Here is a 22146-nt window from a genome sequence, read left to right on the forward strand (position 1 = left end):
CCATGATTACAGCTATATAAGAGTTGATTGGTAAGGTTATAGATAAGGCATTCCCTGACAAGGCTGAGGCTAACCGTCTCAAGGCTAAGGTGGATGCTAAGCTCATTACAATGGACTTGGAGGAGCTCAAGCGGGCTACCCAGGTGATTACTACGGAAGCTATAGGTGACTCATGGATACAGAGAAACTGGCGACCGCTAACAATGCTGACGTTCGTAGGATTGATCGTGGCTCATTGGCTGGGGTGGACAGCTCCAAACCTCGGCAAGGAACAAGCGCTCGCCCTCCTGGGGGTAGTAAAAATCGGCCTCGGTGGTTATGTCGTGGGGCGCAGCGCTGAGAAGGCTATCAAAACCTGGAAGCAGTCATGACTTTCCAGGGCGCAGTAAAAGAAATAACAGAAAAAACCAGTTATCTCACTGCTGTTAGTGTAGGCACTTTTGCCGGGTGGCTTGCAGATAACTGGTTAGGTTTTGCTGGTGTACTGATAGCTGCAGCAAGCCTTGCCGTTAACTAGTACTACAATCACAATAGATAAAAAATATAGGAAAGGCTGTAGGGAAAACTCTGATGAAAGTCAGTGTTAGCCTGGATACCTCAATATTTGATCGTGCTTCTGCTGATCTGCAGCGTCAACTCCCTTATGCCAGCTCTGTAGCCCTAAATAATGTGGCCTTTCGTATCCGGGGAGAAGAGCGCACAGCTATCTTGAATATCCACCCCAAATTCCTGCTGTGTGATATTGCCGATGAGAGTGCCGCAAAGGTTGCCTCGGAGTCAGAGTTTGAAGTAGGTGTTTCTGAGAAATCCAACACTGTACCCGACAGCATGCGCAATATTGCCAGCATGATCTCCGATGGTCGCCTTTGCGGGCACAATAGCTGGTACGTCAATGCTGACCCGGTAGCGCACGACACTATCGAAGTGCTCTACTTGGACGGCCAGTAGGCCCCAGTACTGGAACAGCAAAACGGCTAGAATATCGACGGGGTGGAACTCAAAGTGCGCCTTGACGCCGTCACCAAAGCCTGGGACGCAAAAGGTATAGTGAAACTCCCTGAAACCTAATATCCAACTCAGCTTGAAAGAATCCGAAAAGGGCCACTTATTGCGGCCTTTTTATTGCAGTAGCTCTAACCCAGGCGGGGAAATGAAATGGCTACTAATTTTGTACAAGACGGGTGCATGCTGGATTAAACCAATAACACCAGCGCAGCTATCGCTTACGGCCAAGTAGTGGCCATCGGCGGTGGCCCTTGACAATATTGCGATTGGAGCGAGCGGGATCGTCGCCATTGAAGGCGTATTCATGGTGCCAAAGGTAACCGGGGTAGTGATTGGCCAGGGGCAAACCCTTACCTGGGATGTTTCCGCAGAAGCCTTTGATGATGCTACAGCTACAGCTGCAAGCGGCGATATCACCGGTCACACTGCCTTCGCCGCAGAGGATGGTGTTACCAGTGTTGGAGTGAAGTTTACCGGCGTACCAGGCACGGTAAAAGCCTAGGTGATTTATGGACCTGGACCAAAGAGCCGCGGAGCGCGCGTTTCGCAAATTGGATAAGCCCGCTACCTATACAGACGGTAGCGGTGGTGAGTCTATAGAGTGCCGAGTGATTTGCGAGAAGGACCTTGATGGATTTTCTAAAGAGCGGGTGCGGGTACAACGCATTGAGTTCAGCTTACTAGTGAGTGAGGTAGGAGCTCATAGCGTCGAAGCTATGATTAACCTTAATCGGCAGAAATTCAAAGTGCGTCAGCTGTTGGAGGATGATGGGGTTGTGCGGCGGGTACAGAGGGATGGGTAGTCCAAGCTGGCAGATCAGCAGGGAATATCTGATTACTGTGGCTGAAATTTATAGAATTGTTTAAAATAACGAATGGAAATTTGCCGAGATAGCAGTTACAACTGTGGATAATTGTCACCAAAAGCAAGCTTCCAGTAAAATTTTATATTAGCGAAGAGGGATAAATGAAAAAGTATTTGGTTCTAGTATTGATGTTTATTTCGATGAATTCATTTGCTGGTGCAGGATATATTACCACGGGTGCTACAGTGACAAAAGTATCAGCAACTTCACAGAATGCAGATGCTTTTTGGGTATGGTATTCATCAGGTACAGATAAGTGCTCAGGAAAGGTAAAATTTCAGCTTGCTAATGCAGGGACTGAAGGAGTATTTCAACGAACTTTTACGCTAGCAACGACAGCTTTAGTTTCTGGCAAGCGAGTTGATGTTTATAGTTATACGGATGATACTGATTGTTTGTCAGCGGTTTCAATCGATCTAATTGGTTAGTTTAATTTTTTTAAAATATTCCCTAAAAGATATAAGTCAGCGAAAATGTTGAGTTTTAAAGAAGCTACCATAATTTTACACTCTTAATATTGCATTAGGTGAAGTCATTTAAATAGCTTGCTTGGTTTTTCCGCGATTAGGGGCGGGAGAAGTTTTGGTTTAGAGTAGCTCTCTTTCTAGATTTTATATTGAGCGTCAAGTTGTCAATTTATTAAAGTAGGAATTACATGAAAAAAATTTTGAAACTAACAGTAGTAACTTTGGCAGTCTTTCTATCAGGATGTGGGCTAATCAAAGAAAAAAGACAGTTAGCTATTTCAGAAGTCTACACAAGTTTAGACTCAGTTGCCTCAGAAGTTCCTTCCATGTTAAAGCTTAGTAGAGGGGATTCGCTTCAAATAGAAATTAGCGAAGGTCTATCACCTCGGCTAAAAAGAGGTGAACATACAGATTATTTTGAAGTGGTAGAAGTTGAGGGTGCTAAAGAGACGGAATTCTCTTTAGTGCTTCACGCCATGTGTGATTGCTTAGGTTTGAGGAAATGGGCAGTGCTATCAGAAGTATACTTAGTTAGCCCTTCTGGCAAACAAGTTGAGTTGCATCGGTCAGGTTTGCAGTCTATGACGGTTGCAGGTGAATTTAAGGAAATGGGTCCTCACAAGTTTATTATTATTGCTTCCTCTAAATATGAAGGTCAGAAAATGGGAAGTATTGACGGTTATCTACCACTTGGTAAACCTGCACAAGTTATTGAAATTAGCTTACCTTTAACTGTTCACCCCACAGGTACGCTAAAGGTTGAATATGAGTAAACTTAAATATGGAATCATAATGATTCTGGCTTGCTTGTAACTTCGTGTGCGACTTACAATCAAAAAGAAATTGTTAATACTTATCTTGCAAAAAAAGATACTTCATATAAGAAGTTTCCTATAAAGAATCTCTTTTCTTATGCGAATGACTGAAAAAATCAAGGTGAGAATGAATTTTGCTCTTGTGTTGAATAGGCTAAAGACTCTTCAGGTAAATTACCAAAACCCGAATTTGGATTGGTAGACGAGGAGAAATATATGGATCAGGCACTTCCTGCTCTAATGGATTATTTCGATAAGTTAGAATCTTGTGAAGTGTTTGCGCCGATTTCAATTGATTTTGAAGTGCCGGCCAATACGGCTGTCGCAGAAAGAATTTTGCTGGAAAATCAAGATAAAATACTCACGCCAGAAAATTCTAGTGATATTGAAAATATTCAGAAAGAGATAGGGTGGACTTTCAAAGTTAGTAGTGTTAAAAAGAAGCCCAGCTTTACTAGAGGGAGCTTTGTATATACGGGGAGAGTTGGAGATCAGGAGAGGTTTGATTACTCAGGTAGTGATTCAAAGTATGCCTATATTAATGGTGTAAGGCATTTTCTTGACAAAAAACAGAGCCCAAACATATTTAAAGTTAGTGGGTTGGGTGAGTGTAAGTTTGTATTGGGAGAATGCATATATGGACCTCCTGGTGATAGAAAGAAAGTTTTTACTGTTTTTGAAAATGGTGTTTGGATTCATAATGTTGGAGCTCTTTCAATAAGGCATAGAATGTTAAAAAAAATGATCTACGATAGAAGTGGAATTCCTCTTTATGAATATTGGGAGAAGCCCAATTTTACATATGAAGCAATAAGACATGAAAAAAAATATTTTTAGGGTGAATGTAGCTGGTTTTTGTGATGATAGTTATATCTAAATGGGCTCTAAAATAGGATCTTCCTTTAAATTTGTCTAGTCATCACAGAAAAGGTACTTCGGTTGCAAGGCGCTGCTGTGCTATCGATATCTGAACCCGCACTAGCGGGTTTTTTTATGCCCGAAACTCCTGGAGCGACCCCTAATGACCCAACGCATAACAATACGCGATGCCGTACAAAGCAAGCTACAAAACCTATCCGGCTAAACATTCCCACCCCTTGGGACCACAGAAGATATAGATTCAAAAAAGGCTATCGGCTATTGGGCTGGGCTTTACTACCGAAAAAGCTGGTCACGACATTCATGGCGGTAACAATCGACAGCTGAATCTATTTATATCTAAACTCTTTTTCATGTTTTTTTGTACCCTAGGTTTATCAAATGAGGAGTAAGTTTTGGCTCCTGAAGCTCGAGGATTTGTTAACCACTTAATTATTTTAAGCTAAAAGCGAAACGTTCGTGCCATTAGTTTTATTAAATTCTTTTAGTTTTATAAGTGATTCACATGGCGGCGATATTTTTGGTCTGATAATATCTCGAGCGATATAAATGCATGGAGATAAGAGATGGAATTTAGGTGTTTTTTAGCTATATTTTTGATTTTTTTTGGTGTCAAAGCAGTAGCTTCAAATAATGTTATAGACTATGGTGCCATTCCAAACGATGGTATTGATGATACTGCTGCCTTTCATAGAGCGATTGAGAATTCTGATTCTATTGTTTACGTCCCTGCGGGCGAGTTTAATCTATCTGCCAGATTGAATTTTAAAGGTGATACCCTTTCTATAAAAGGGGATGGAATTGGAGTTTCTAAGCTTGTATGGGCATCTGGTTCCAATGGTATTTATGTTGAGCCACCTTCTGGAAAGCACAAAGTCGCTGTAATTCAAGGGCTTACTTTATTTACTAAGTCATCAAATTCTGGTAGTGCTTATCAGTATAATGGGAAAAATAGCATTGTTAATGATCATATTCAGCCAAGAACTAGGCCCAAAGTTATAGTTCGTGATGTAGAGTTGTCAGGTTACACAGGAGCAACTAATAGTGGCTGGAATACTGGCTTAATAATTGACACTGCTCTAGGAGTCCACATAGGTGGATATTATTTTTCTGGTCAAGTAAAGAATAGTACAAATACCCCATTGAGTAGTAGGGGGATATGGATGAGGGGGAGTGGTCACTCTGTCCAGGTTACAATCGAAGAGGCTGAGATTTACTATACCAATATTGCGATAGATGTGACGAATCATGAGGGGCTTTATATCTCAGAAAGCAATCTTGTATTTGTTAATTATGGTCTAAAATTTGCGAACTCCGCTGTTGAGCCACAGTTAAACTTATCAAACTCTCATCTTAATTGTAAAATTGGTTGTGTTTGGCTTGATAAAGTTGCTCAAGTAAGTATTAAAGATAATTTGATGTATGGGCACCATACATCTAGTCAGTCTGTATTTGGTGTGCAGCTATTTAGTGGCTCAGATCATTATAATATTTCTAATAATACATTTATTAACACTTCAGGATCTTTTGGTTTTAATGGTGTTGTTGTTCATTCGGATAAGGGCATTATATCTGGAAATATTTTTTCGCTAAAAAATAAAGGGGCAGGGGTTTGGTTTAAAAGTTCTGCGAGCTATGGTAAAGCTATCAATAACATTTGTAATAGTTGTGCTACTAAAGGATTGAATCAAGGCGGTGGTACTAATAGTATTAATTGGTTATAGTAGTTAGAAGCTATACTGAAATGAATGAGCGTAAATTGTAAATCTTAAGTAATCTATTCTAGATATGTAATATTTTTGAATTTCAGCTGGTTGCTGAAAATAATATAAGAAAGCTGTTTTCTGCCATATATACTGAAACCCGCAATAGCGGGTTTTTTATGCCCAAAATTCCCGGAGCAATTCCAATGACCCTACGCATCACACATCCGCAATATGGTTTTAAACAGGCAGTAAACTCTATACGGCTACACACTCCCACCCTCTGGCACCACAGAAGAAATTGATTCATTAAAACTGCCATCCATTGTGGTGGGCTTTATAATCGAAAACACTGAATACGAAATGCATGGCGCACCAGTAGGTAGCTGGATCTGACTATTGCCGTGGTAGTAAAGAGCGATGGCGATATGTATGCCGCACTGGATCAAGCGGCTGCAGATATTGTGAGTGTCCTCCAAGATGACGCGACCCTGGGCAAAACCTGTGACTTATTCCTACTCAGTCAAACCCAGAATGTTACAAAACAAAATTTTCCCGCAGCGATGATGGCAGCTCTTATTAGCCAGTGGCTGGCATGTTGGATATCGACCCCGGTGAAGAGTTGCGCGGTTCTGTTGAGATGACGCCGATTGATGGCATCAGCGATTAAATGGATTACGACTCTTCCGGCTTACATGATGCTGGCGAGGTCTCTATTACCTTGATCTGGAAAGAGGACGATAGCGGCCAACAGCCTCTGCGTGATGATTACGACATAGGAAATCGCAGAGTATGCCGCCCGGATGTTGTGTATGAGTGTTAGCGGTAAGGTCTGTGTGCTCAATACTATCCGTACCGAAGACGTGTTAGTGACCGCTTCCTTTCGGACTAAACAGAGGAAGCGTGATTGCTGTTTAAGCGGGCTTGTATGATAATCCGATACGCTTTGGTGCTCCAGGATGAAGTGTTTGAATTTAATAACTGAATTATTTTTAGTCCTGTAATTCTGGCTGTGGTAGCATTGCGCCAAAAAAATAGATGGACAATTAGAGGCTATGATAAACGTGAAATTAAATGTTAATGAAAAAGGGTTCTCAACGGGTATAAAATTTTTATTGCTTACTATATTCCTTATGCCGACTGTAGCGCTGGCAGGGATTTCGCGTCACAACAGTGTAGATTGGGTTCTGGTCAGTAGTAATAAAATGAATAAAGCTAGTTTTGTCCAGTTTAAAAACAAGCTTGAAAATGATGAATGTTTCATGGGTAGTAATTCTGCGAGAATACGCTTTTCAAGTGATGATAGCTCATTGTTATCGTTACTTCTCACTGCTAAAGCTGCATCACTGAAGGTTGGTTTTTATTACAATACGAAAACTGATTTGCCAGATGTCACAGGTCATGGGACGGCAGAATGTGAGATTGTTAATGTGTGGTTAGAGTCTTAATAATATCGGTATATGTAATATATTTTTTAATTGCTAACAGTATATGGTTAGCTGAGGTTATATGAAAACTTTTTCTACATTTTTTCTTTTGGGTAGTATTTCAATTTCTGTAAGTGCAGAGACTACTAAATGGCTTGCACCTGATAATATTCAAGAGTTTTATCCAGATCGTGGCGGCGTAAATGTGGTTTTGGCGAAAGTCTCTTCGGATTATTCTATATGTAATGATGGGCGCAGATTTTATTTACCTTTAACTCATCCAAATTATGAGGTTACATCTTCAACACTTCTCACTTCATTTGCCTCCGGGAAGAGGGTCAAGCTCATTATCAAACAAATCTCTGGCTGTGCTCCTGAAATAGACAGGGTTGTTCTTGTTAATTACTAGACTCGGTAGCCTAGTTAGTCATGCTGCTTATGCTGGCTAGCCCTTTGAAAGCATTATTTGCTTAGATTGATGCGCGGGGTATTGTGGATATGAATTTAAAATTATTTTTTTAAAAGATAATTATTACATTACTGCCCTGTCGTATTTAAAACACCAAACCCGCTCTCGCGGGTTTTTTTATGCCTAATTGAGGCGCTGTTAAGGGCCACAGGCAACGCCAGTGGATGCACTACACAGGAGTTAGGTGAGCACGCGCTCGGTGGCTCGCAATACCCTGGCGAGCGTTTCCGGTATCTCCGATGCGCAGGGTGTGTTGCTTACCTTTAAGTCAGTGCAAACCGACGTGTTCGACCAAGCCATTGTGCTATCGCAAGACCTGGCAGCAGTAATGGGTGGCGATGCTAAGAGTACAGCGCTGCAACTTGGTAAGGCGCTGGAAGACCCAGCAAGCGGCCTGACAGCACTGAAACGATCTGGTGTCTCGTTTGCCGAGACAGAAAAAGGACAGATCAGGACCATGCAGGCGAGCGGCCAAGTGGCCGAAGCGCAGCGCTTCATCCTGGCCAAGCTGGCACAACAGGTAGGCGGGGCTGGCTCTGATGAGGCGGGCGGACTCGCCGGCCAGGTCGAAACTCTAAGCCAGAACTGGCAAGAGTTTCTGGAGGCAATGGGCAGGACCGAGGAGGCCTCCAAGAGTGTTGGTTTTGTCGCCGATGTAGTGAGCTGGTGGCGTACTGTGTTGATGCCAACGGAAGCCGAGAAGAATGCGGATAAATATTTCGAGCTGCCGGAGAAGTATTTGTGGCATCAAAAGGAATTGGAGAAAGCGACGGCTCAATGTGAAGCGGCAAAAATGGAAAAACAAAGATATTGGGTAGAAAAATACCGTATACAACTACAGGAAATTAAAGACGCTGATCTAAAAGCGGCAATGGCGCGGCGAGACGAGCAGAAAAAAGCGGCAGAAGCATCAGCGGCAACCAGCGAGCAAGCAGAGCGGGATTAGGCCGCGGCAGAGTTTAAGCGTCTAAGGGATGCGGGCTCTCTGCAGTTGAATCAGCTGGATCAATTTCTGGTCGACTAGAGCGGCAAGATTAAACTCGACTATGAGCTGCGATTGCAACAAATTGCGGCGTTACAAATTTCTGAACAGGAACTTAGTAAGCGAGGTTTCGAATCTACTGAGGCGTTGCGGGCTGAGTATGTCGAGCGCGAGAAGGCACGCTACCAAATGGCCCTGGCTGAAGAACAGGCGCGCTCGGAGAATGGTGAAGTTGATGGTAGTCAAGCCGGCGCAGATGGACTCACCGAAGCGGAACGCTAGAGTATTGTGGCCCGCCTGGAAACCCTGCAGCTTTCCTGGCTCACTGAGATGGAACAACTGCAGGTGCAGCAGGATGATGAAATAGCCCTGCTACTACAGGCATTCGCCACCAAGCTGATAGCTCATGATGACTATGAGCGAAAACTTACCCTACTGGAAGCTAAGCACGCAAAACAGCGGCAAAAGCTTGAGCAGGCTTTCAACGAAAGCAAACTGAAAATGTTTACTGCCGGTGCCGGGCAGATACTGTCTGCTGCCGCTGTCTACACCATGGACGACGGCCACAGCGCTGGCACTATTGTGCGCGCAACGGTAACCTAGACCATAGAGTCCACTAATAATGAAGCTCAGGCTGTTGCGGTGCTAAAATGCTCCATTGCCGTTATTGATGATCAGAACAATGTACAGACTGATGGCGCCGGAGATCTGATGTCCAGCGTTTATGTAGCCACCAAAACTCTGCAGTCTGATGCAGGCCAGCCGGTAAACGTCGCCGATCATGCTGCTGATTTAGTAGCGAGTTGTATTGTCGAGGTGGCCAACCGCCTGGCTGTGCATAGTTCTATTGCGGCTATGGCGATACCGAGTGGGTGATACTGGCTGTGGTTTTCAGTATTGAAGTGGGCGTATTGCCGGTGCGAAAGCCCGAATTATAGAGCCATGGCTTACATCTATAGAAAGTTCCCCCTAACTTATTGATTTGATTATGGGTAAAATGTGTTCAAGAGCGGGAGGTCGAACTAGGCGACTTGAGCTGATGGCTCACTATATCTGGCTACTATTTGAACAAAAGTCTAAAACCTACTGCAAATAAAGGCTCTTCTGTGGAGCTTGGAAGCTCCCTCCCAGAACTAGTGGCCAAATGGATAGTGAGCCACTGGCTCTTTAATAAACTGTTATGTGTAATCCACGATGAAGCTACTGCTGCTAACGATTTTATGCGTGAGTTCATACATTCTTATGGTTTGGCTTACGACCAGAGAGAAAAAAGATAAGCTTCAATCTCTCAAATGGGTACTGCAAGCGACACTAGGCACCATGTGTGTTCTGTGGCCGGTACTATTTATTAGCAAGTTTTGGGTTCTGTTCGTGGCAGCTTTGCTGCTGGTTATAGTAGCTTACTTAGGTTCGCGAGGCGGGCTTTTCGGTAGGCTAAGTAAAAATGGTATGCTTGGTGGTTTCTGGTTAACAACCCCTTTATATGTCTACTTACTACCAAACACATAACAGGGGCCGGCACATCGCCGCCTCTGGCGGCTGGACTCGCCACTACGTGGCTCGCCTGTGCGGCCAGCGTTAAATTTCATTCAGGATTAAAACGATGTTTTCATGGATAGTATTTATTTTAGGTTTGGTTGCTTCATGGCACTACACAGACCTTCAATCAGAAAATGCATTTCAAAGTACGATCTCGCCAATTTTAGTAGGCGTATTTCTAATTCTACTGCTAATAAAATTTGTTTTTCTTTTAGGTCCGGATAGTGGTCGTGGTGGTCACGGTGGAGATAGCGGTGGTGGTTTTGGAGGTGGTGATGGGGGCTGTGGAGGCGGAGATGGTGGCGGTTGCTAATGCTAACTTTAAAGTGCATGACAAAAACATTTAACAAAAATGTCAAACACCGCTACATGCCTTCGGCATTCCGCTGGACTCGCTTCTGCGTCGCTCGCCGTTTACATTGGCGTTATAAATCTTGGAGAGTTTTGTGCTCGGAAAGCTGAATGCGATAGCTACATATATAGCTTGGTTATTTCTTGGAGGTATGATTGCATCCTTTGTTCTTGGCTACTTCGACGTTACTTATGAGATGCCCGTCTACTATACGATCTTTGGCGGTTTCTTCTCGTTTGCAATCATTCACTTTGTATTGGTGTTTTGGGTACGTTGCCCGAATTGTAACAAGTGTTTAACCTTTCAGGGTAAGCATGGGGTTCATCCTGCCTCTATACACAAAAGCTGGTCGTCCGTTGTACTCCACTGGTTTTCAGGTAGGGTAGGTTGCATACATTGTGGTACTACAGTTTCTACAAATGATTTATAACAAGACGCAGCAATCGCTCCCTTCGGTCTCAGGGATAGCCAAAACGCTGCGCTTATTTGTCTGCCCCTGTGCGGGACGTTACATCTCAAAGTAGTAGAAATCATGGATAAATGGACAGAAAGTCAAATAACACCACCAAATAAGGGATCTGGATTCAAGAAAAAACACGCTTTTCTTGGTGTTGCTGCAATAGTCTTTGCTTTTATTGTGCATTACTTATATACATGCACCTGCATTTTTGGTTCAACTATTTGCCATAAACAAGGAAAGCTTCACGATGCAAAGGGTCCTTATATTACTGAAGTTAAATTTTCGTTTTTGGCCGAACCTGGCAAGCTTGTTTATCCTTGGGCATCTATGATGTTAAAAGAAGAAGGAAGCGTCGGGGTCGAACTTACAATTGATAAAAATGGAATAATTACAAACAGTAAAATTTTCGAGTCTTCGAAATTTGAGCATCTTGATCAAGCGGTTCTGAATTCAATTCCAACATTGCTCGTTGATTCTTCAAAAATTGATAACGAGAATGGTTCCATTAAAAAAATTAAGTTTACTTTTAAAATACCAAATGAGAAAAATGTAACAAGTTTAGGCATGGGACGTAGCTGAAGCTGCGCCCATGTTAAAAGCGTTAGGGCACTTTACAGCGCATGAATAAAGCAGAAGAAAAAATTGTAAAACATATCGAAGAGTACGGATGTCATGTTACCTCTGTCTTTGACCCTAAAGAAGAAGATCCTAGCTTCACCTATAGCATTGGCATTAGCCAATGCACTGACGCTCCGGAGGTTATTGTCTTAGGGCTCAGGAGCGAGCTTAGCTCTTGGATAGTAAATGAATACAACCGCAGGGTTACTGCTGGTGAAAAGTTCGAAGAGGGTAAATTTTACGAAGGATTCCTTGATGGCTTCGAAGTCACCTTTGAGGCTGTCGCTAAAAAGTATAGAGAAGAATTTATGCTGTCTTGTAATTGGCTCTATAAAGGTAGTTCCTACAACGCACTTCAACTAATCTATCCAACTGTAGATGGCATATGGCCATGGGATAACGACGCTAGCGATAGTTTTAAGGCTATTCAAGCAAGCTTTCAAGAGCCTGCCAGGTGGGAGCCCTAACAAAGCCATCAGCCCGACGTCCACTGCGTCGTTTACAGTGTGCTTAAATAGCGTACTTTAATAAACTCCGTTCCCGCCGGTTATGGCGGTGTTATGAATTCATAGGTTTGGAGAAGTTGACGATTATGAATAAATTATTTTTATTACCAATTATTTTTCTTTTTTCTGGTAATGTATATTCTGCCTATATTGAAGGTATCGATATACAGAGGGTTCATACAAAAAATAATGGCTTTACCTACTTGAAGATAGCTAACCCTCCTGAGGATACGTGCGATTGGTATGCAGAAGATTTTAGGTTTAAATCTGATACGGAAGCTGGAAAAGCCATGCTTTCGAATATACTGTCAGCGCATGCACAGTCAAAACCAGTAACTTTATGGTATACCCCTAGTACAGGGTCAGGAACAGTTAATGAAACATGTACTGAAGAGAAATTGGCTGAAATTACAGGAGTTGGTCAATAGTAATTCATAACAAGGCGTTGCAGTACCACATCCAAAGCTGTGTACCTTTTTTGACCGCTGCGCTTATACCACAAAAGTCCCACAATTTTAGCTGCGGCTGAATGCGGCGTTATGCGAAAGACTTACCCACGTTTAGTAGACACCCTGTATAGTTAGGTTTAGTCCTAACACGGAGGTGTATCATGGGTAAGAAAAGAACTCAGGCGTATACGGAGGAGTTCCGTAGAGAAGCAGTTAAGAGAGCGGAAAAGCCTGGAGCAACAACGGCCTCCGTGGCACGAGAGCTAGGCGTCAGCGCACAGCAGATCTACAATTGGCGTCGTCAATTTAATCGACTGTCTGATAAGCAGTTCAATAGTTTAGGCGGCGTCAACTATTCCAAACAGGAAAGCGCTGAAGTTCGCAAGCTCAAGAAGGAACTGCATGAAGCACGTCAGGAGGTTGAATTTCTAAAAAAGGCAGCTGCGTACTTTGCGAACCACCGAGAGTAAAGTACGCACTGATACAAGAGCATGTAGGGTCATTCCCGGCTAGCTTAATGTCTCGGTGTTTAGAGTTCTCAAGATCGGGTTATTATCGATGGTGAGGGCGGTTGCCACCTCCTCGCACGATTAGAAAGATACGAACAATCGAGAAAATCCGTGAGACGTTTGCTGAGTTTAAAGATCGGTTTGGAGCGCCTAGAATCACTCGCGAGCTTCAAGAGATAGGTGAGCCGTGCTCACGGTACTATGTCGTTGTGCTTATGCAACAGGAGCATATTAAAGCGAGAAACGGAAAAGGCTTTCGATATGGTCAGCCCGTAGAGGGAAATATCAATGTCGCCGCCAACCTACTTAGGAGTTGCTTTGATGTGGATCGACCAAATTGCCGCTGGACCAGTGACATTACGTATATCTGGGTTCTGGAGCGGTGGTTGTACCTCGCGGTAGTTATGGATCTGTACTCTCGACGTATTGTAGGTTGGGCATTCGACTCTCAGATGGCCGATGAATTGACACGTCGAGCACTGAAAATGGCTCTAGAGAGAGGACAAATAAAGCCTGGACTAATAGTTCACTCTGACAGGGGTGTGCAATATCGATCGCAGAAATACCAGGATCTCGTGTCTGAAAGCAAGTGCAAGCCGAGTATGAGTCGCCAGGCTAATTGTTGGGATAATGCAGCAATGGAATCATTCTTTTGCAGGCTAAAAGTCGAGCTGGTCTATGCCGGAACATTCGAAAGCGAAGTGCAAGCAAAATCTGAGGTGTTTGAGTACATTGAGATTTTCTACAATAGGGTTCGTAAGCACTCTGCATTGGGCTATGTAAGTCCAGCAGAGTATGAGCGTAACTATACATAGTTAGAGTGTCTACTTTTAGTGGGCAAGACCAATAGTAAAATAACTTAAATTTGATGATAACGAACCCAAATGCAAAGGATAATTAATTGAGCTGAGAACAATCTATTGAAAAATATGTGCGCTAGTACCGATTATTCGGCTGAATCACTGTTGCGTAAACTAAGTATATAGATTTAAGGTGAACTGTCGATTAAACCTTTACAATCTAAATTAAATTTTTATGACAAGAATAAATATTTAGCGTTTAAGGTTAGTTAAGAATATTCTGCTAATTTTTTAGTAAATCTTCTAGAGCGTAACAGAAGTATTTTGTCATCACACTAATTTTTTAGTTCAAGTAATATTTGAACCAGATTGGAAATATGTTTATTAGATTCTTGTTATAGAGCAATATTAAGCACCTAAAGCATAGATTCAATAAACTAGCAGGTTTGATTGGTAGTATATTTGTATTTCATGTAGTGGTTTACCAATTTAATAATAAAGGAAATTCTCTAAATGAAAAAAATGTTAAAAGCCATTGCCTGTCTTGCTTTAGGAGTCGGTTTCTGTAATCAGGCCTTAGCTATAGAGATTCTTGCTCACAGGGGGGCGTCTGGTGAGTACCCTCAAAGTACTTCCCTAGCATTTGATATGGCCATGGAACAGGGTGCAGATATCCTGGAGCTGGATGTTCATTTATCAAAAGATCGTTACATCATTATTAATCATGATGCAGATCTCAAAGACAATGTAGGGGTGTCTGATAAAATTGAAGATTTGACCTTAGGTGAAATTAAATCCCTGGATGCAGGATATGAATTCACTCGTGATAATGGTAACAGTTATCCCTTTCGAAATCAGGGGCTTACTTTGTTAACACTGAATGAACTATTCGAGCGTTATCCTGATGGTTTATTCAATGTAGAGATTAAACCTAATGATAAAGTGCTCTCAGAGATACTTTGGCAGATTATTTCAGATTATCGGATGCAGGGGCAGGTTACCGTTGCGAGCCAACATAGCAAAGCAATGAATCATTTTCGTGATATCAGCGGGGGTGAGGTTAGAACCAGTGCAACCATAGGTGAACTTATTGAGGCAAGTCTTGCTTGGAGCACAGGGTTCGGTTGGGCTTTCAAGCCTAAGTTTGATGTTGCTCAGCTTCCATATAGCATTACAACTAAGCCCTATGTGCGTTTTTTCCAGAAAAAAGGGGTACTTGTTGATCTGTGGACCGTGAATGATGAAGACCATATAGAGCGCAGTATTTCACTGGGTGTAGACGGCATTATTGGTGATTATCCTGATCGTATTTATCAGGCACTTGTAGATGCTGGAGAACGCTAATTTTTGAACCAAATTTCTTTATACTAATTTACAACCATAGCAAGCCATCATTAATAGAAGAGGGGCATCGTTGATAATGAAATGAGTAATCCCAGGCAATTTTTGATCATTTTGATGGTGTATGTAAATTTACGATACCGGCTTAAGAGTCGGTTTTTTATTCAAAAATAAATATTAATATATTGAAGTCATAGATTGTAATCAATTCCCTTGATATTTAGCGTCGCCCTTCTGCTTGCTACCCCATCAATTTGATGTTTAATAGAATCGATTTGTAGGCGCCAGACAACAGTACAGTATAATTTTAAAGTGTGTAAAACGGTTTCTTCAAAATAAAGAAATTTAATTGTCACCAATTAAAACTGATCAGGAAAGCGGATCCACTTTCAATTTATAGAATAGTTTCTATGTTTACTTTTATAATTTAATAATCAATTTTTTATTTTAAAATGTGATGGCACATCTTTAGCTTACTTATTTGTCACTTATAGGAATTTGATATGGCCGAAGAGATTTTCCCAGTATTTGTCAGGTCGGCCAGCTTGGTTTCAGATAATGCGCATTTAATAATATATGCTGAGCAATATCTAACTCTATTTAGGAGTTTGATCTGGGAAAGTATTCTGAATTTTGGTGACTAATATAAATCTTTTGGTGGTGTGGAATGGGCGGCTGCGAATGTCCAGTTATGAAGAATGTTCAAAATGGGCGATGACTTACTTAAGTTTAGGTATATAGTTCCTATTGAATAAAAGTAACAGGAACTTTGATAAGGAAAAGATTGCGTTAAAGATGATTCAATTTAATGCCTCTTACTACGGAAAATTTCAAATATCCGTGAAGGATGGAAGAAGTAGGCAGCCCTCCTAAAGTTCCCAACTACTGCTTATTTATTAGAAGGAGTAAATAATACCAAAGATGCTGAAAAGATTTTCATGCCAAAAGGGATTAATATTTAATTTCGGGTTCCACACAGGTTAATTATCTATAGAGGCCCACCAATCTATACGCATCACTGACATCATATTCGACTCATGGGCGAATTTTGGCGCTAGTCCGTGTCCATTACCATATAAGGTATTATTTCATAGCCTAATCTACTATCTAACTTATTCTAATTTCGGTGTCATTCTGAGTATTGTTATGCAAAACAATGGATTAAAACAGCTAGTTTTGATTTCCTTTCTATTTGGTTATGCACTGTTCACTTACGCGTCAGAGCTTAAAGTAGCGATTGAGGAGGATGCGCCACCATATGTGGGGAATAATGCGGAACGCGGACTCGAGGTAGATGTAATACTAAAGTCACTTCCAGGATATTCAATAACATTTTTACAGATGAGCTGGGGTGATATTCCAAAAGCAATTGGGAGGGGAATTGCAAACGCAGAAGCAAATGCGATCGAACATAGTGGCCCAGAGAAGTACTACTACTCAAAATACTATATCGGTTTTGTGAATTATGCGATTAGTCACAAAAATAAAGGTTATAAGATAGATAGTGTGAATGATCTTGTTGGCCATGATCTCATTGTTTGGCAGGGAGCCCATCTTACTCTCGGACCAGATTTTAAGCGCCTGTTCTCGCCTGGAGCGCCAGGCAGGAAAAACTATGTTGAGGCTGATAACTCAGAGGATCAAGTCTTAGACTTCTGGAGAAATCCAGATTCTATCATAATAGTTGATAAAAGTATTTTTATGAATTTCACTATTGTGGAGGGACACTCAATGGATGAAGTGGATATCCACAAGATTTTTTTGCCTGTTACTAAATTCAAGATGGCATTTAAGAATGAAAAACCTAGAGATGATTTCAATAAGGGGTTAGACCGACTCTGTGCCAAAGGTGAATATGCTAAGTTGTTGAAGGAATATGGTATCCCAGAAAAAGCAAACATATGTGAATGAAATGTAATTTTGAACTAAGACTTTAAATTTTGGATGCGTGAAAAAATAAGTGATATGAATATATTTATAAATTATCTAGATAATAATTGGTTTTTAAGTCATTCTCTCTAAGCAACCTATTCATATATATTGCGATAAATACTCTCGGTTAGTTTTCCCCAAGAATCGCCATGGTAAAAGATTTATAACTGATGACTCTATAGAAAATACAGGCTGGATTGTCGTTGTTGAAGATTAAGATAACTCAAAAATGAAGTCTTTGACGCTTGATTTCACATAATTAGATACTTCAGTAGACTAATCTTAAGAAAAACTGGCTCTCTTCGCCTTACATAGCATCTAGCTAAATATCATTATGATCCGAGCTCTTGTATGGTCGAGAATGCATATAGCCTTATGAGTATCATGTTGAATGATTTATTCATGAGGATATGTATAAAATAAGAGCAATTATTGAGAAGTTAATTTTTATTCTATGGATTCTTGAGTTGACTTTTAATGAGAGTAACCGCCTCAAATTTTAATATTTTCCAAGCCTGTATTTCTTATAAAAATCATAGATGAGCTTGGTTCCCAGTAGATTACGATAAACATGGGAACACTCTAGTCTGCTAAGCAGTTTATTTCATTAAAACGACTGGTCTAGAAAGCTTGACTCAATCTACTAAGACTAACTTCCGTAGAATGGATTGATGCTTATTGGTTAGAGTTTCAAGACTTACCACAACAAATTGTCTGTAGTTTACAAAGTTTACTTTTTTGTGTGGCAAGCTGCCACTAGTTATCGAACGATAATCGATGCTATGTAGAATAATTGATATTATCCCAAACTGAAAAGAAACAACTGTCTAACAAGCGGATAATTTTTGATGTTAGTGTATACCCATTGATTTGAGCTTGCCCCGAAATACGTAGTCTTTTACCACACACTGAGAGAAAGGGACAGATATCGAAAATGCGTAGTTTTTCAACTAGATTATTCATTGAGCCATTAGGCTTGTAACTTTATAGATCTTGCTGGTGGTAGCTGCGGGCAGTTAAATACGACTAATCTACTAACAAACTTAGCCTGCTTAATAGCTGGTTTACGATACTTTAAGCTGGGTGTGTATTATTTTGCTAACGTATAGTGACCTTGCAGTATCTATTAAAAGCTCATCGGCGATGATCTCGGTCGGCTGGTTGATTGATTGGGTGGACGAAGTGTTAGCCTAAATTTAGGTTGTTCAGTGACCGTTAACCACAAGGCAATCTTACTTGGATTGTTTAACTAAAAGCCTGTTTTAGGCGTGAATCTTGTTATCACCAACAGAGCGTTGCTGTGAAGCAAATTGAGCTGGTTTGGCTTTTATGAAAAGTCACTCCAATCGGGCACGGGCTTAATTAAGAGATATCATTTTCACATGCTAGGCAAGCAAACGCCCAAGTGCGGATCACAGTGTGAGGACCTTTGTTTATTGCGTGAGTATGGGAGCCTATACCTTTGCAAGGTATGGTGTTGGTCAAGTCAGCCCTGAAGCAAAATCTTATCACTGTAGTTTTGGCATATGAGTACTAACGTATGCAAAAGATTGAGTAGAGTTATTGTTTTCCTTAAAATGCAATCGATTGCATCGTTGAGCGACACCCTCTGAGAGCACTACCTCAATCGGGAGCGCCTCTATCGTTGCGTAAGATTTGTTCAATTTATAAAGTTTATTCGTACGCTCAATAAATGATCGAATCGTTGGGTCATATACCGTGAATTTAGGTTGGAGCGGAAATTGTAACTGGTAAATTACGAAGAGCTGCACACGTTACGTTGAGGGAATGTTTGAGATTTTGGGTGAAGGTTCTTGCTGGAAATTTGCCCAGAGTGGATGCTTATTCGCCTGCTTGCCATTCAAACCATTTGGTCCAAGATTAGCCATTGGCGACAGGAAGTGCGCGTGCATTGAGTGGATTGATCAAAGAGTGTACCTTTTCAGACTACTCAGTCTGATCTCACCAATTTAGTGTAGGAAAGTTCGTAATGGCGCGTAATTAATTCGTCATGACGCTGATGGCGGGACTGCGATAGCATACCGCGCCTATTAAGGACGCAACTGGCGTTTTCAGGAAGATTCGCTATATAAAGTGTGTGACCCTAGTATTTTTCACGCTAATAACAACGATCACAGCAAAAAGGCGCGTGTAACAGTTGTAACAATGTGAAGAAAATCCCACCAAATGGAATTGAGTTAATTATCCCAGTTTGTTGCCCTGGTTGGCGTGGAACTGGTTCACATATATCAAAGAAAAAGCTGATATGGAATCCTCCGTTCAACGCACAGTGTGGCAGATCCAGCGTGATGTAATTCATGCGATGCTGGTTAGGGAGATGAAAACCCGTTTTGGTAAGTGGCGGCTGGGCTACGTGTGGGTGCTGCTCGAACCGTCTCTGCATATGATGGTGCTTGTAACAATTTTCAGCTTGGTTAGGGAAAACTTCTACCCTGGTATTCCCACTGCATTGTTCATGTTATCTGGAATTGCGCCTTTCCTTTGTTTCAGCCATTGCTTTGGGAAGGGGCTTACTGCTATTGAGCCGAATAGGGGGCTGTTTAACTATCGGCAACTGAGACCATTTGACGCAGTACTGACTCGCACGCTGTTGGAGTTTGCCATTTATTTGGTGGCCCTGACATGCTTACTTGGCTTGCTAGCGTGGTTCGGAGTGTCCACTCGTTTTAATAACTTCTTGTTGTTAGTAGTCGTAAACTTGCTATTTTTCTGCTTCTGCCTTGGGCTTAGTTTGGCTCTCTGTGTTGTTGGCCAAAGGTTTCCTGAAGCTGCGAAGATGTCCCCAATAATTGTACGATCGCTATATTTTTTGTCTGGGGTGTTTTTCTCACTGGAGCAAATTCCAGAAGAGTATCACCCTTACCTGGTATGGAACCCACTCCTACATGTTATTGAGCTTACTCGAGAGGGGTTATTTGTTCAGTATCAAGGAGCTTTTGGAAACCTTAACTACTTGATATTTATTTCCGTTTCTTTCCTCGCCTTTGGTTTGCTGACATATAGGGCTAACTGGCGTGACCTGGTGAGAAGCCAATGATCAAGTTGGAAAATCTAACAAAGTCTTATCGTACGCCAAATGGCCGTAAAGTACTCTTTCGCAATGTGAACTCGACTTTTCCAGAAGGAAAAAATATCGGTATTTTGGGCCGCAATGGTGCGGGTAAATCAACATTGTTACGCATCATGGGAGGTATTGACTATCCCGATTCAGGGCGGGTGGTAACAGATCGGAGAATTTCCTGGCCCATGGGGCTTTCTGGCGGGTTCCAGGGAAGCCTAACTGGACGGGATAATGTAGCTTTTGTTTGTGGAATACATGGCATTTGGGGTGGGGAACAGCGCAAGGTTATGGACCGGGTTCAGGACTTTGCCGAAATCGGCGATTATTTCGATGCCCCAGTAAAAAGTTATTCTTCTGGAATGCGCTCGCGCCTCGCATTTGGGCTCAGTATCGCCGTAGATTTTGATACTTACTTGGTTGATGAGGTGATGTCTGTCGGGGATGCGCACTTTAAGAGAAAGTGTGAAGAGATTATTGCCGAGAAGCGCAAAACTTCAACGTTCATTATTGTTGCCCATGCTATGCCATTGTTACGAAAAAATTGTGACGTTGGTATTTATCTTGATGCTGGACAGCTTACCGTATTCGATACGGTGGATGACGCTATTGAAAAATACCAGGGTGAACAACCTAGACCCAAACCCAAAGCTGGCAACGCCAATAAGGCTCTTAAAGTATAAAAGTTGATTATGGAAGCTAGAGACTCGCTCAAAGCAGAGCAAAAAATGGACCTTGCCAAGTATAAAGCGAAAAGCACTCTACGGAACGCTTTTAAGAGCTTAAAGCAATGGGTGGGGGAAAATGCATCAGTGAAAGATAAAACAATTAAAGATCATCTTTATCGGTGGCGTGGTATCACCCTGTTTGTTGTCTTACCACTTATCATGGTCAGCGCTTACTATCTTTTCTGGGTTTCTGAGCGCTATTTAAGTAGCACCCAGCTAATTGTAAAAGATAGCGGTTCCAGTCAAGTGGCCTCACCAGCTCTGGGTTTCCTTATGCCAGGAGTCGGCACAGATAATCAGGATGCCTTCCTGGTGGTCAACTATATCCAGTCTCTGGATATGGCTCTGTATCTCGATGAAAAACTGAAGTTGGCTGAGTATTACCAGAGCGATCGCCATGACATTTTCTCCAGGCTGGCTCTAGATGCTACGCAAGAAGACTACCTGGAGTATTACCGGAGCCATATCAACGTAGGCCATGATGAGACTACAGGTATCATCACAATAGATATGCAGGCCTATGACCCTACTTTTGCGCAGCTTTTGGTGGAGACAGTTACTCAAAAATCTGAAGACTTTGTCAATGCGGTGAGCAATCAGCTGGCAGACAAGCAAGTTGCCTTTGTGAAAACCGAAGTCGAACTGGCGCAAAGCAAGTTACGAAGTACTAAACAGGAGATTCTTGATTTCCAGAACAGCAATAATGTGGTTAGCCCGGAGGAGTTAACCAAGGGGATAAGCAGCATTATTCAAGGCCTGGAAGCTCGCTTGGCAGAGCAGCGGGCGAATCTCACTGCAGCTAAAACCTACCTGAATACTGACTCCTCGCAAATTGTTTCCATGATGGCCGAAATTGGAGCACTGGAAAAGCAAATTGAAATGGAGAAGGTTCGCTTGGTCGGTATAGGTGAGGAAGAGGGCGACCAGAGGCTTAATAGCTTGGGAGCGCATTTTCAAAATCTGGAGTTAGACCTTCAATTTGCTACTGATGCCTACGCGGCTTCTTTGAAAGCACTGGAAACTGCCCGAATGGAGGCTTCAGGTAAGCTAAAACATTTAATGGTAGTGACTCAGCCTTCTCTTGCCGAGGAAGCCGAATACCCACATAAACTATATAACCTGACAACTCTCGCCATAATACTATTGATGCTATATGGGATAGTAAAAATGTTAGTCGCCAGCATTCGCGATCACAGAGTGTAACCTGGGCAGGGAAGGAC

At 42.0% G+C, this 22146-nt stretch carries 28 protein-coding genes; all 28 read left to right on the forward strand.

The window, feature by feature from the left end; genetic code table 11:
- The first annotated feature begins 23 nt into the window (after positions 1-23).
- The gene (locus ACJJI7_RS11205; protein ID WP_282951536.1) at positions 24-371 is read left to right on the forward strand and encodes a 3TM-type holin; all 348 of its coding nucleotides are present in this window, start codon (positions 24-26) and stop codon (positions 369-371) included.
- Positions 368-517 carry a hypothetical protein gene (locus ACJJI7_RS11210; RefSeq protein WP_282951535.1) on the forward strand — a complete coding sequence of 50 codons (150 nt, stop codon included), beginning with the start codon at positions 368-370 and terminating at the stop codon, positions 515-517. The genes ACJJI7_RS11205 and ACJJI7_RS11210 overlap by 4 nt, the downstream gene beginning before the upstream one ends.
- A gap of 53 nt (positions 518-570) precedes the next feature.
- Positions 571-948 carry a hypothetical protein gene (locus tag ACJJI7_RS11215; RefSeq protein WP_444902134.1) on the forward strand — a complete coding sequence of 126 codons (378 nt, stop codon included), beginning with the start codon at positions 571-573 and terminating at the stop codon, positions 946-948.
- A 301-nt stretch (positions 949-1249) separates the two neighbouring features.
- Positions 1250-1507, forward strand: a complete 258-nt coding sequence (locus ACJJI7_RS11220; protein ID WP_444902133.1) for a capsid cement protein — start codon at positions 1250-1252, stop codon at positions 1505-1507.
- 7 nt (positions 1508-1514) lie between these two features.
- Positions 1515-1808 (forward strand): head-tail joining protein, encoded by a 294-nt coding sequence (locus tag ACJJI7_RS11225; RefSeq protein WP_282951532.1) that lies wholly within the window; start codon positions 1515-1517, stop codon positions 1806-1808.
- Positions 1809-1972: 164 nt separating this feature from the next.
- Positions 1973-2299, forward strand: a complete 327-nt coding sequence (locus ACJJI7_RS11230) for a DUF5992 family protein (RefSeq protein WP_282951531.1) — start codon at positions 1973-1975, stop codon at positions 2297-2299.
- Positions 2300-2526: 227 nt separating this feature from the next.
- Positions 2527-3111 carry a hypothetical protein gene (locus tag ACJJI7_RS11235; RefSeq protein ID WP_444902132.1) on the forward strand — a complete coding sequence of 195 codons (585 nt, stop codon included), beginning with the start codon at positions 2527-2529 and terminating at the stop codon, positions 3109-3111.
- A 258-nt stretch (positions 3112-3369) separates the two neighbouring features.
- Positions 3370-3990: a hypothetical protein gene (locus ACJJI7_RS11240; RefSeq protein WP_444902131.1), complete on the forward strand. Its 621-nt coding sequence runs from the start codon at positions 3370-3372 to the stop codon at positions 3988-3990.
- A 608-nt stretch (positions 3991-4598) separates the two neighbouring features.
- Positions 4599-5756 (forward strand): glycosyl hydrolase family 28-related protein, encoded by a 1158-nt coding sequence (locus ACJJI7_RS11245; protein WP_444902130.1) that lies wholly within the window; start codon positions 4599-4601, stop codon positions 5754-5756.
- A 383-nt stretch (positions 5757-6139) separates the two neighbouring features.
- Positions 6140-6379, forward strand: coding sequence for a hypothetical protein (locus tag ACJJI7_RS11250; protein WP_353377212.1), 240 nt, complete (start codon positions 6140-6142; stop codon positions 6377-6379).
- Between the two features lie 26 nt (positions 6380-6405).
- Positions 6406-6558: a phage tail protein gene (locus ACJJI7_RS11255; protein ID WP_444902129.1), complete on the forward strand. Its 153-nt coding sequence runs from the start codon at positions 6406-6408 to the stop codon at positions 6556-6558.
- 241 nt (positions 6559-6799) lie between these two features.
- A complete protein-coding gene (locus tag ACJJI7_RS11260) occupies positions 6800-7183 on the forward strand; it encodes a hypothetical protein (protein ID WP_282951525.1) in 384 nt (127 codons plus the stop codon).
- A 61-nt stretch (positions 7184-7244) separates the two neighbouring features.
- Complete coding sequence (locus ACJJI7_RS11265; protein WP_282951524.1) at positions 7245-7571, forward strand: hypothetical protein; 327 nt, start codon at positions 7245-7247, stop codon at positions 7569-7571.
- Between the two features lie 244 nt (positions 7572-7815).
- A complete protein-coding gene (locus ACJJI7_RS11270; protein ID WP_282951523.1) occupies positions 7816-8577 on the forward strand; it encodes a hypothetical protein in 762 nt (253 codons plus the stop codon).
- Positions 8578-8688: 111 nt separating this feature from the next.
- Positions 8689-8895: a hypothetical protein gene (locus tag ACJJI7_RS11275; protein WP_282951522.1), complete on the forward strand. Its 207-nt coding sequence runs from the start codon at positions 8689-8691 to the stop codon at positions 8893-8895.
- A 6-nt stretch (positions 8896-8901) separates the two neighbouring features.
- Positions 8902-9216 carry a hypothetical protein gene (locus ACJJI7_RS11280; RefSeq protein ID WP_444902128.1) on the forward strand — a complete coding sequence of 105 codons (315 nt, stop codon included), beginning with the start codon at positions 8902-8904 and terminating at the stop codon, positions 9214-9216.
- Positions 9217-9255: 39 nt separating this feature from the next.
- A complete protein-coding gene (locus tag ACJJI7_RS11285) occupies positions 9256-9489 on the forward strand; it encodes a hypothetical protein (RefSeq protein WP_444902127.1) in 234 nt (77 codons plus the stop codon).
- 727 nt (positions 9490-10216) lie between these two features.
- A complete protein-coding gene (locus tag ACJJI7_RS11290) occupies positions 10217-10465 on the forward strand; it encodes a hypothetical protein (RefSeq protein ID WP_444902126.1) in 249 nt (82 codons plus the stop codon).
- 571 nt (positions 10466-11036) lie between these two features.
- Positions 11037-11543, forward strand: coding sequence for an energy transducer TonB (locus ACJJI7_RS11295; protein ID WP_444902125.1), 507 nt, complete (start codon positions 11037-11039; stop codon positions 11541-11543).
- A 41-nt stretch (positions 11544-11584) separates the two neighbouring features.
- A complete protein-coding gene (locus ACJJI7_RS11300; RefSeq protein WP_444902124.1) occupies positions 11585-12049 on the forward strand; it encodes a DUF4262 domain-containing protein in 465 nt (154 codons plus the stop codon).
- 125 nt (positions 12050-12174) lie between these two features.
- On the forward strand, positions 12175-12516 hold the full coding sequence (locus ACJJI7_RS11305) for a hypothetical protein (RefSeq protein WP_444902123.1): 342 nt from the start codon (positions 12175-12177) through the stop codon (positions 12514-12516).
- Positions 12517-12698: 182 nt separating this feature from the next.
- Positions 12699-13007: a transposase gene (locus ACJJI7_RS11310; RefSeq protein ID WP_282951339.1), complete on the forward strand. Its 309-nt coding sequence runs from the start codon at positions 12699-12701 to the stop codon at positions 13005-13007.
- Between the two features lie 101 nt (positions 13008-13108).
- Complete coding sequence (locus ACJJI7_RS11315; RefSeq protein ID WP_444902122.1) at positions 13109-13861, forward strand: IS3 family transposase; 753 nt, start codon at positions 13109-13111, stop codon at positions 13859-13861.
- A gap of 498 nt (positions 13862-14359) precedes the next feature.
- The gene (locus ACJJI7_RS11320) at positions 14360-15190 is read left to right on the forward strand and encodes a glycerophosphodiester phosphodiesterase family protein (protein WP_282951512.1); all 831 of its coding nucleotides are present in this window, start codon (positions 14360-14362) and stop codon (positions 15188-15190) included.
- 1143 nt (positions 15191-16333) lie between these two features.
- Positions 16334-17098 carry a substrate-binding periplasmic protein gene (locus ACJJI7_RS11325; RefSeq protein WP_444902121.1) on the forward strand — a complete coding sequence of 255 codons (765 nt, stop codon included), beginning with the start codon at positions 16334-16336 and terminating at the stop codon, positions 17096-17098.
- Positions 17099-19385: 2287 nt separating this feature from the next.
- A complete protein-coding gene (locus ACJJI7_RS11330; RefSeq protein ID WP_020412098.1) occupies positions 19386-20177 on the forward strand; it encodes an ABC transporter permease in 792 nt (263 codons plus the stop codon).
- Positions 20174-20881 (forward strand): ABC transporter ATP-binding protein, encoded by a 708-nt coding sequence (locus ACJJI7_RS11335; RefSeq protein WP_020412099.1) that lies wholly within the window; start codon positions 20174-20176, stop codon positions 20879-20881. The genes ACJJI7_RS11330 and ACJJI7_RS11335 overlap by 4 nt, the downstream gene beginning before the upstream one ends.
- A gap of 129 nt (positions 20882-21010) precedes the next feature.
- A complete protein-coding gene (locus ACJJI7_RS11340) occupies positions 21011-22129 on the forward strand; it encodes a KpsE/RkpR family capsule polysaccharide export protein (protein ID WP_444902120.1) in 1119 nt (372 codons plus the stop codon).
- Positions 22130-22146 lie beyond the last annotated feature (17 nt).

The sequence above is a fragment of the Microbulbifer variabilis genome (genome assembly GCF_056232115.1).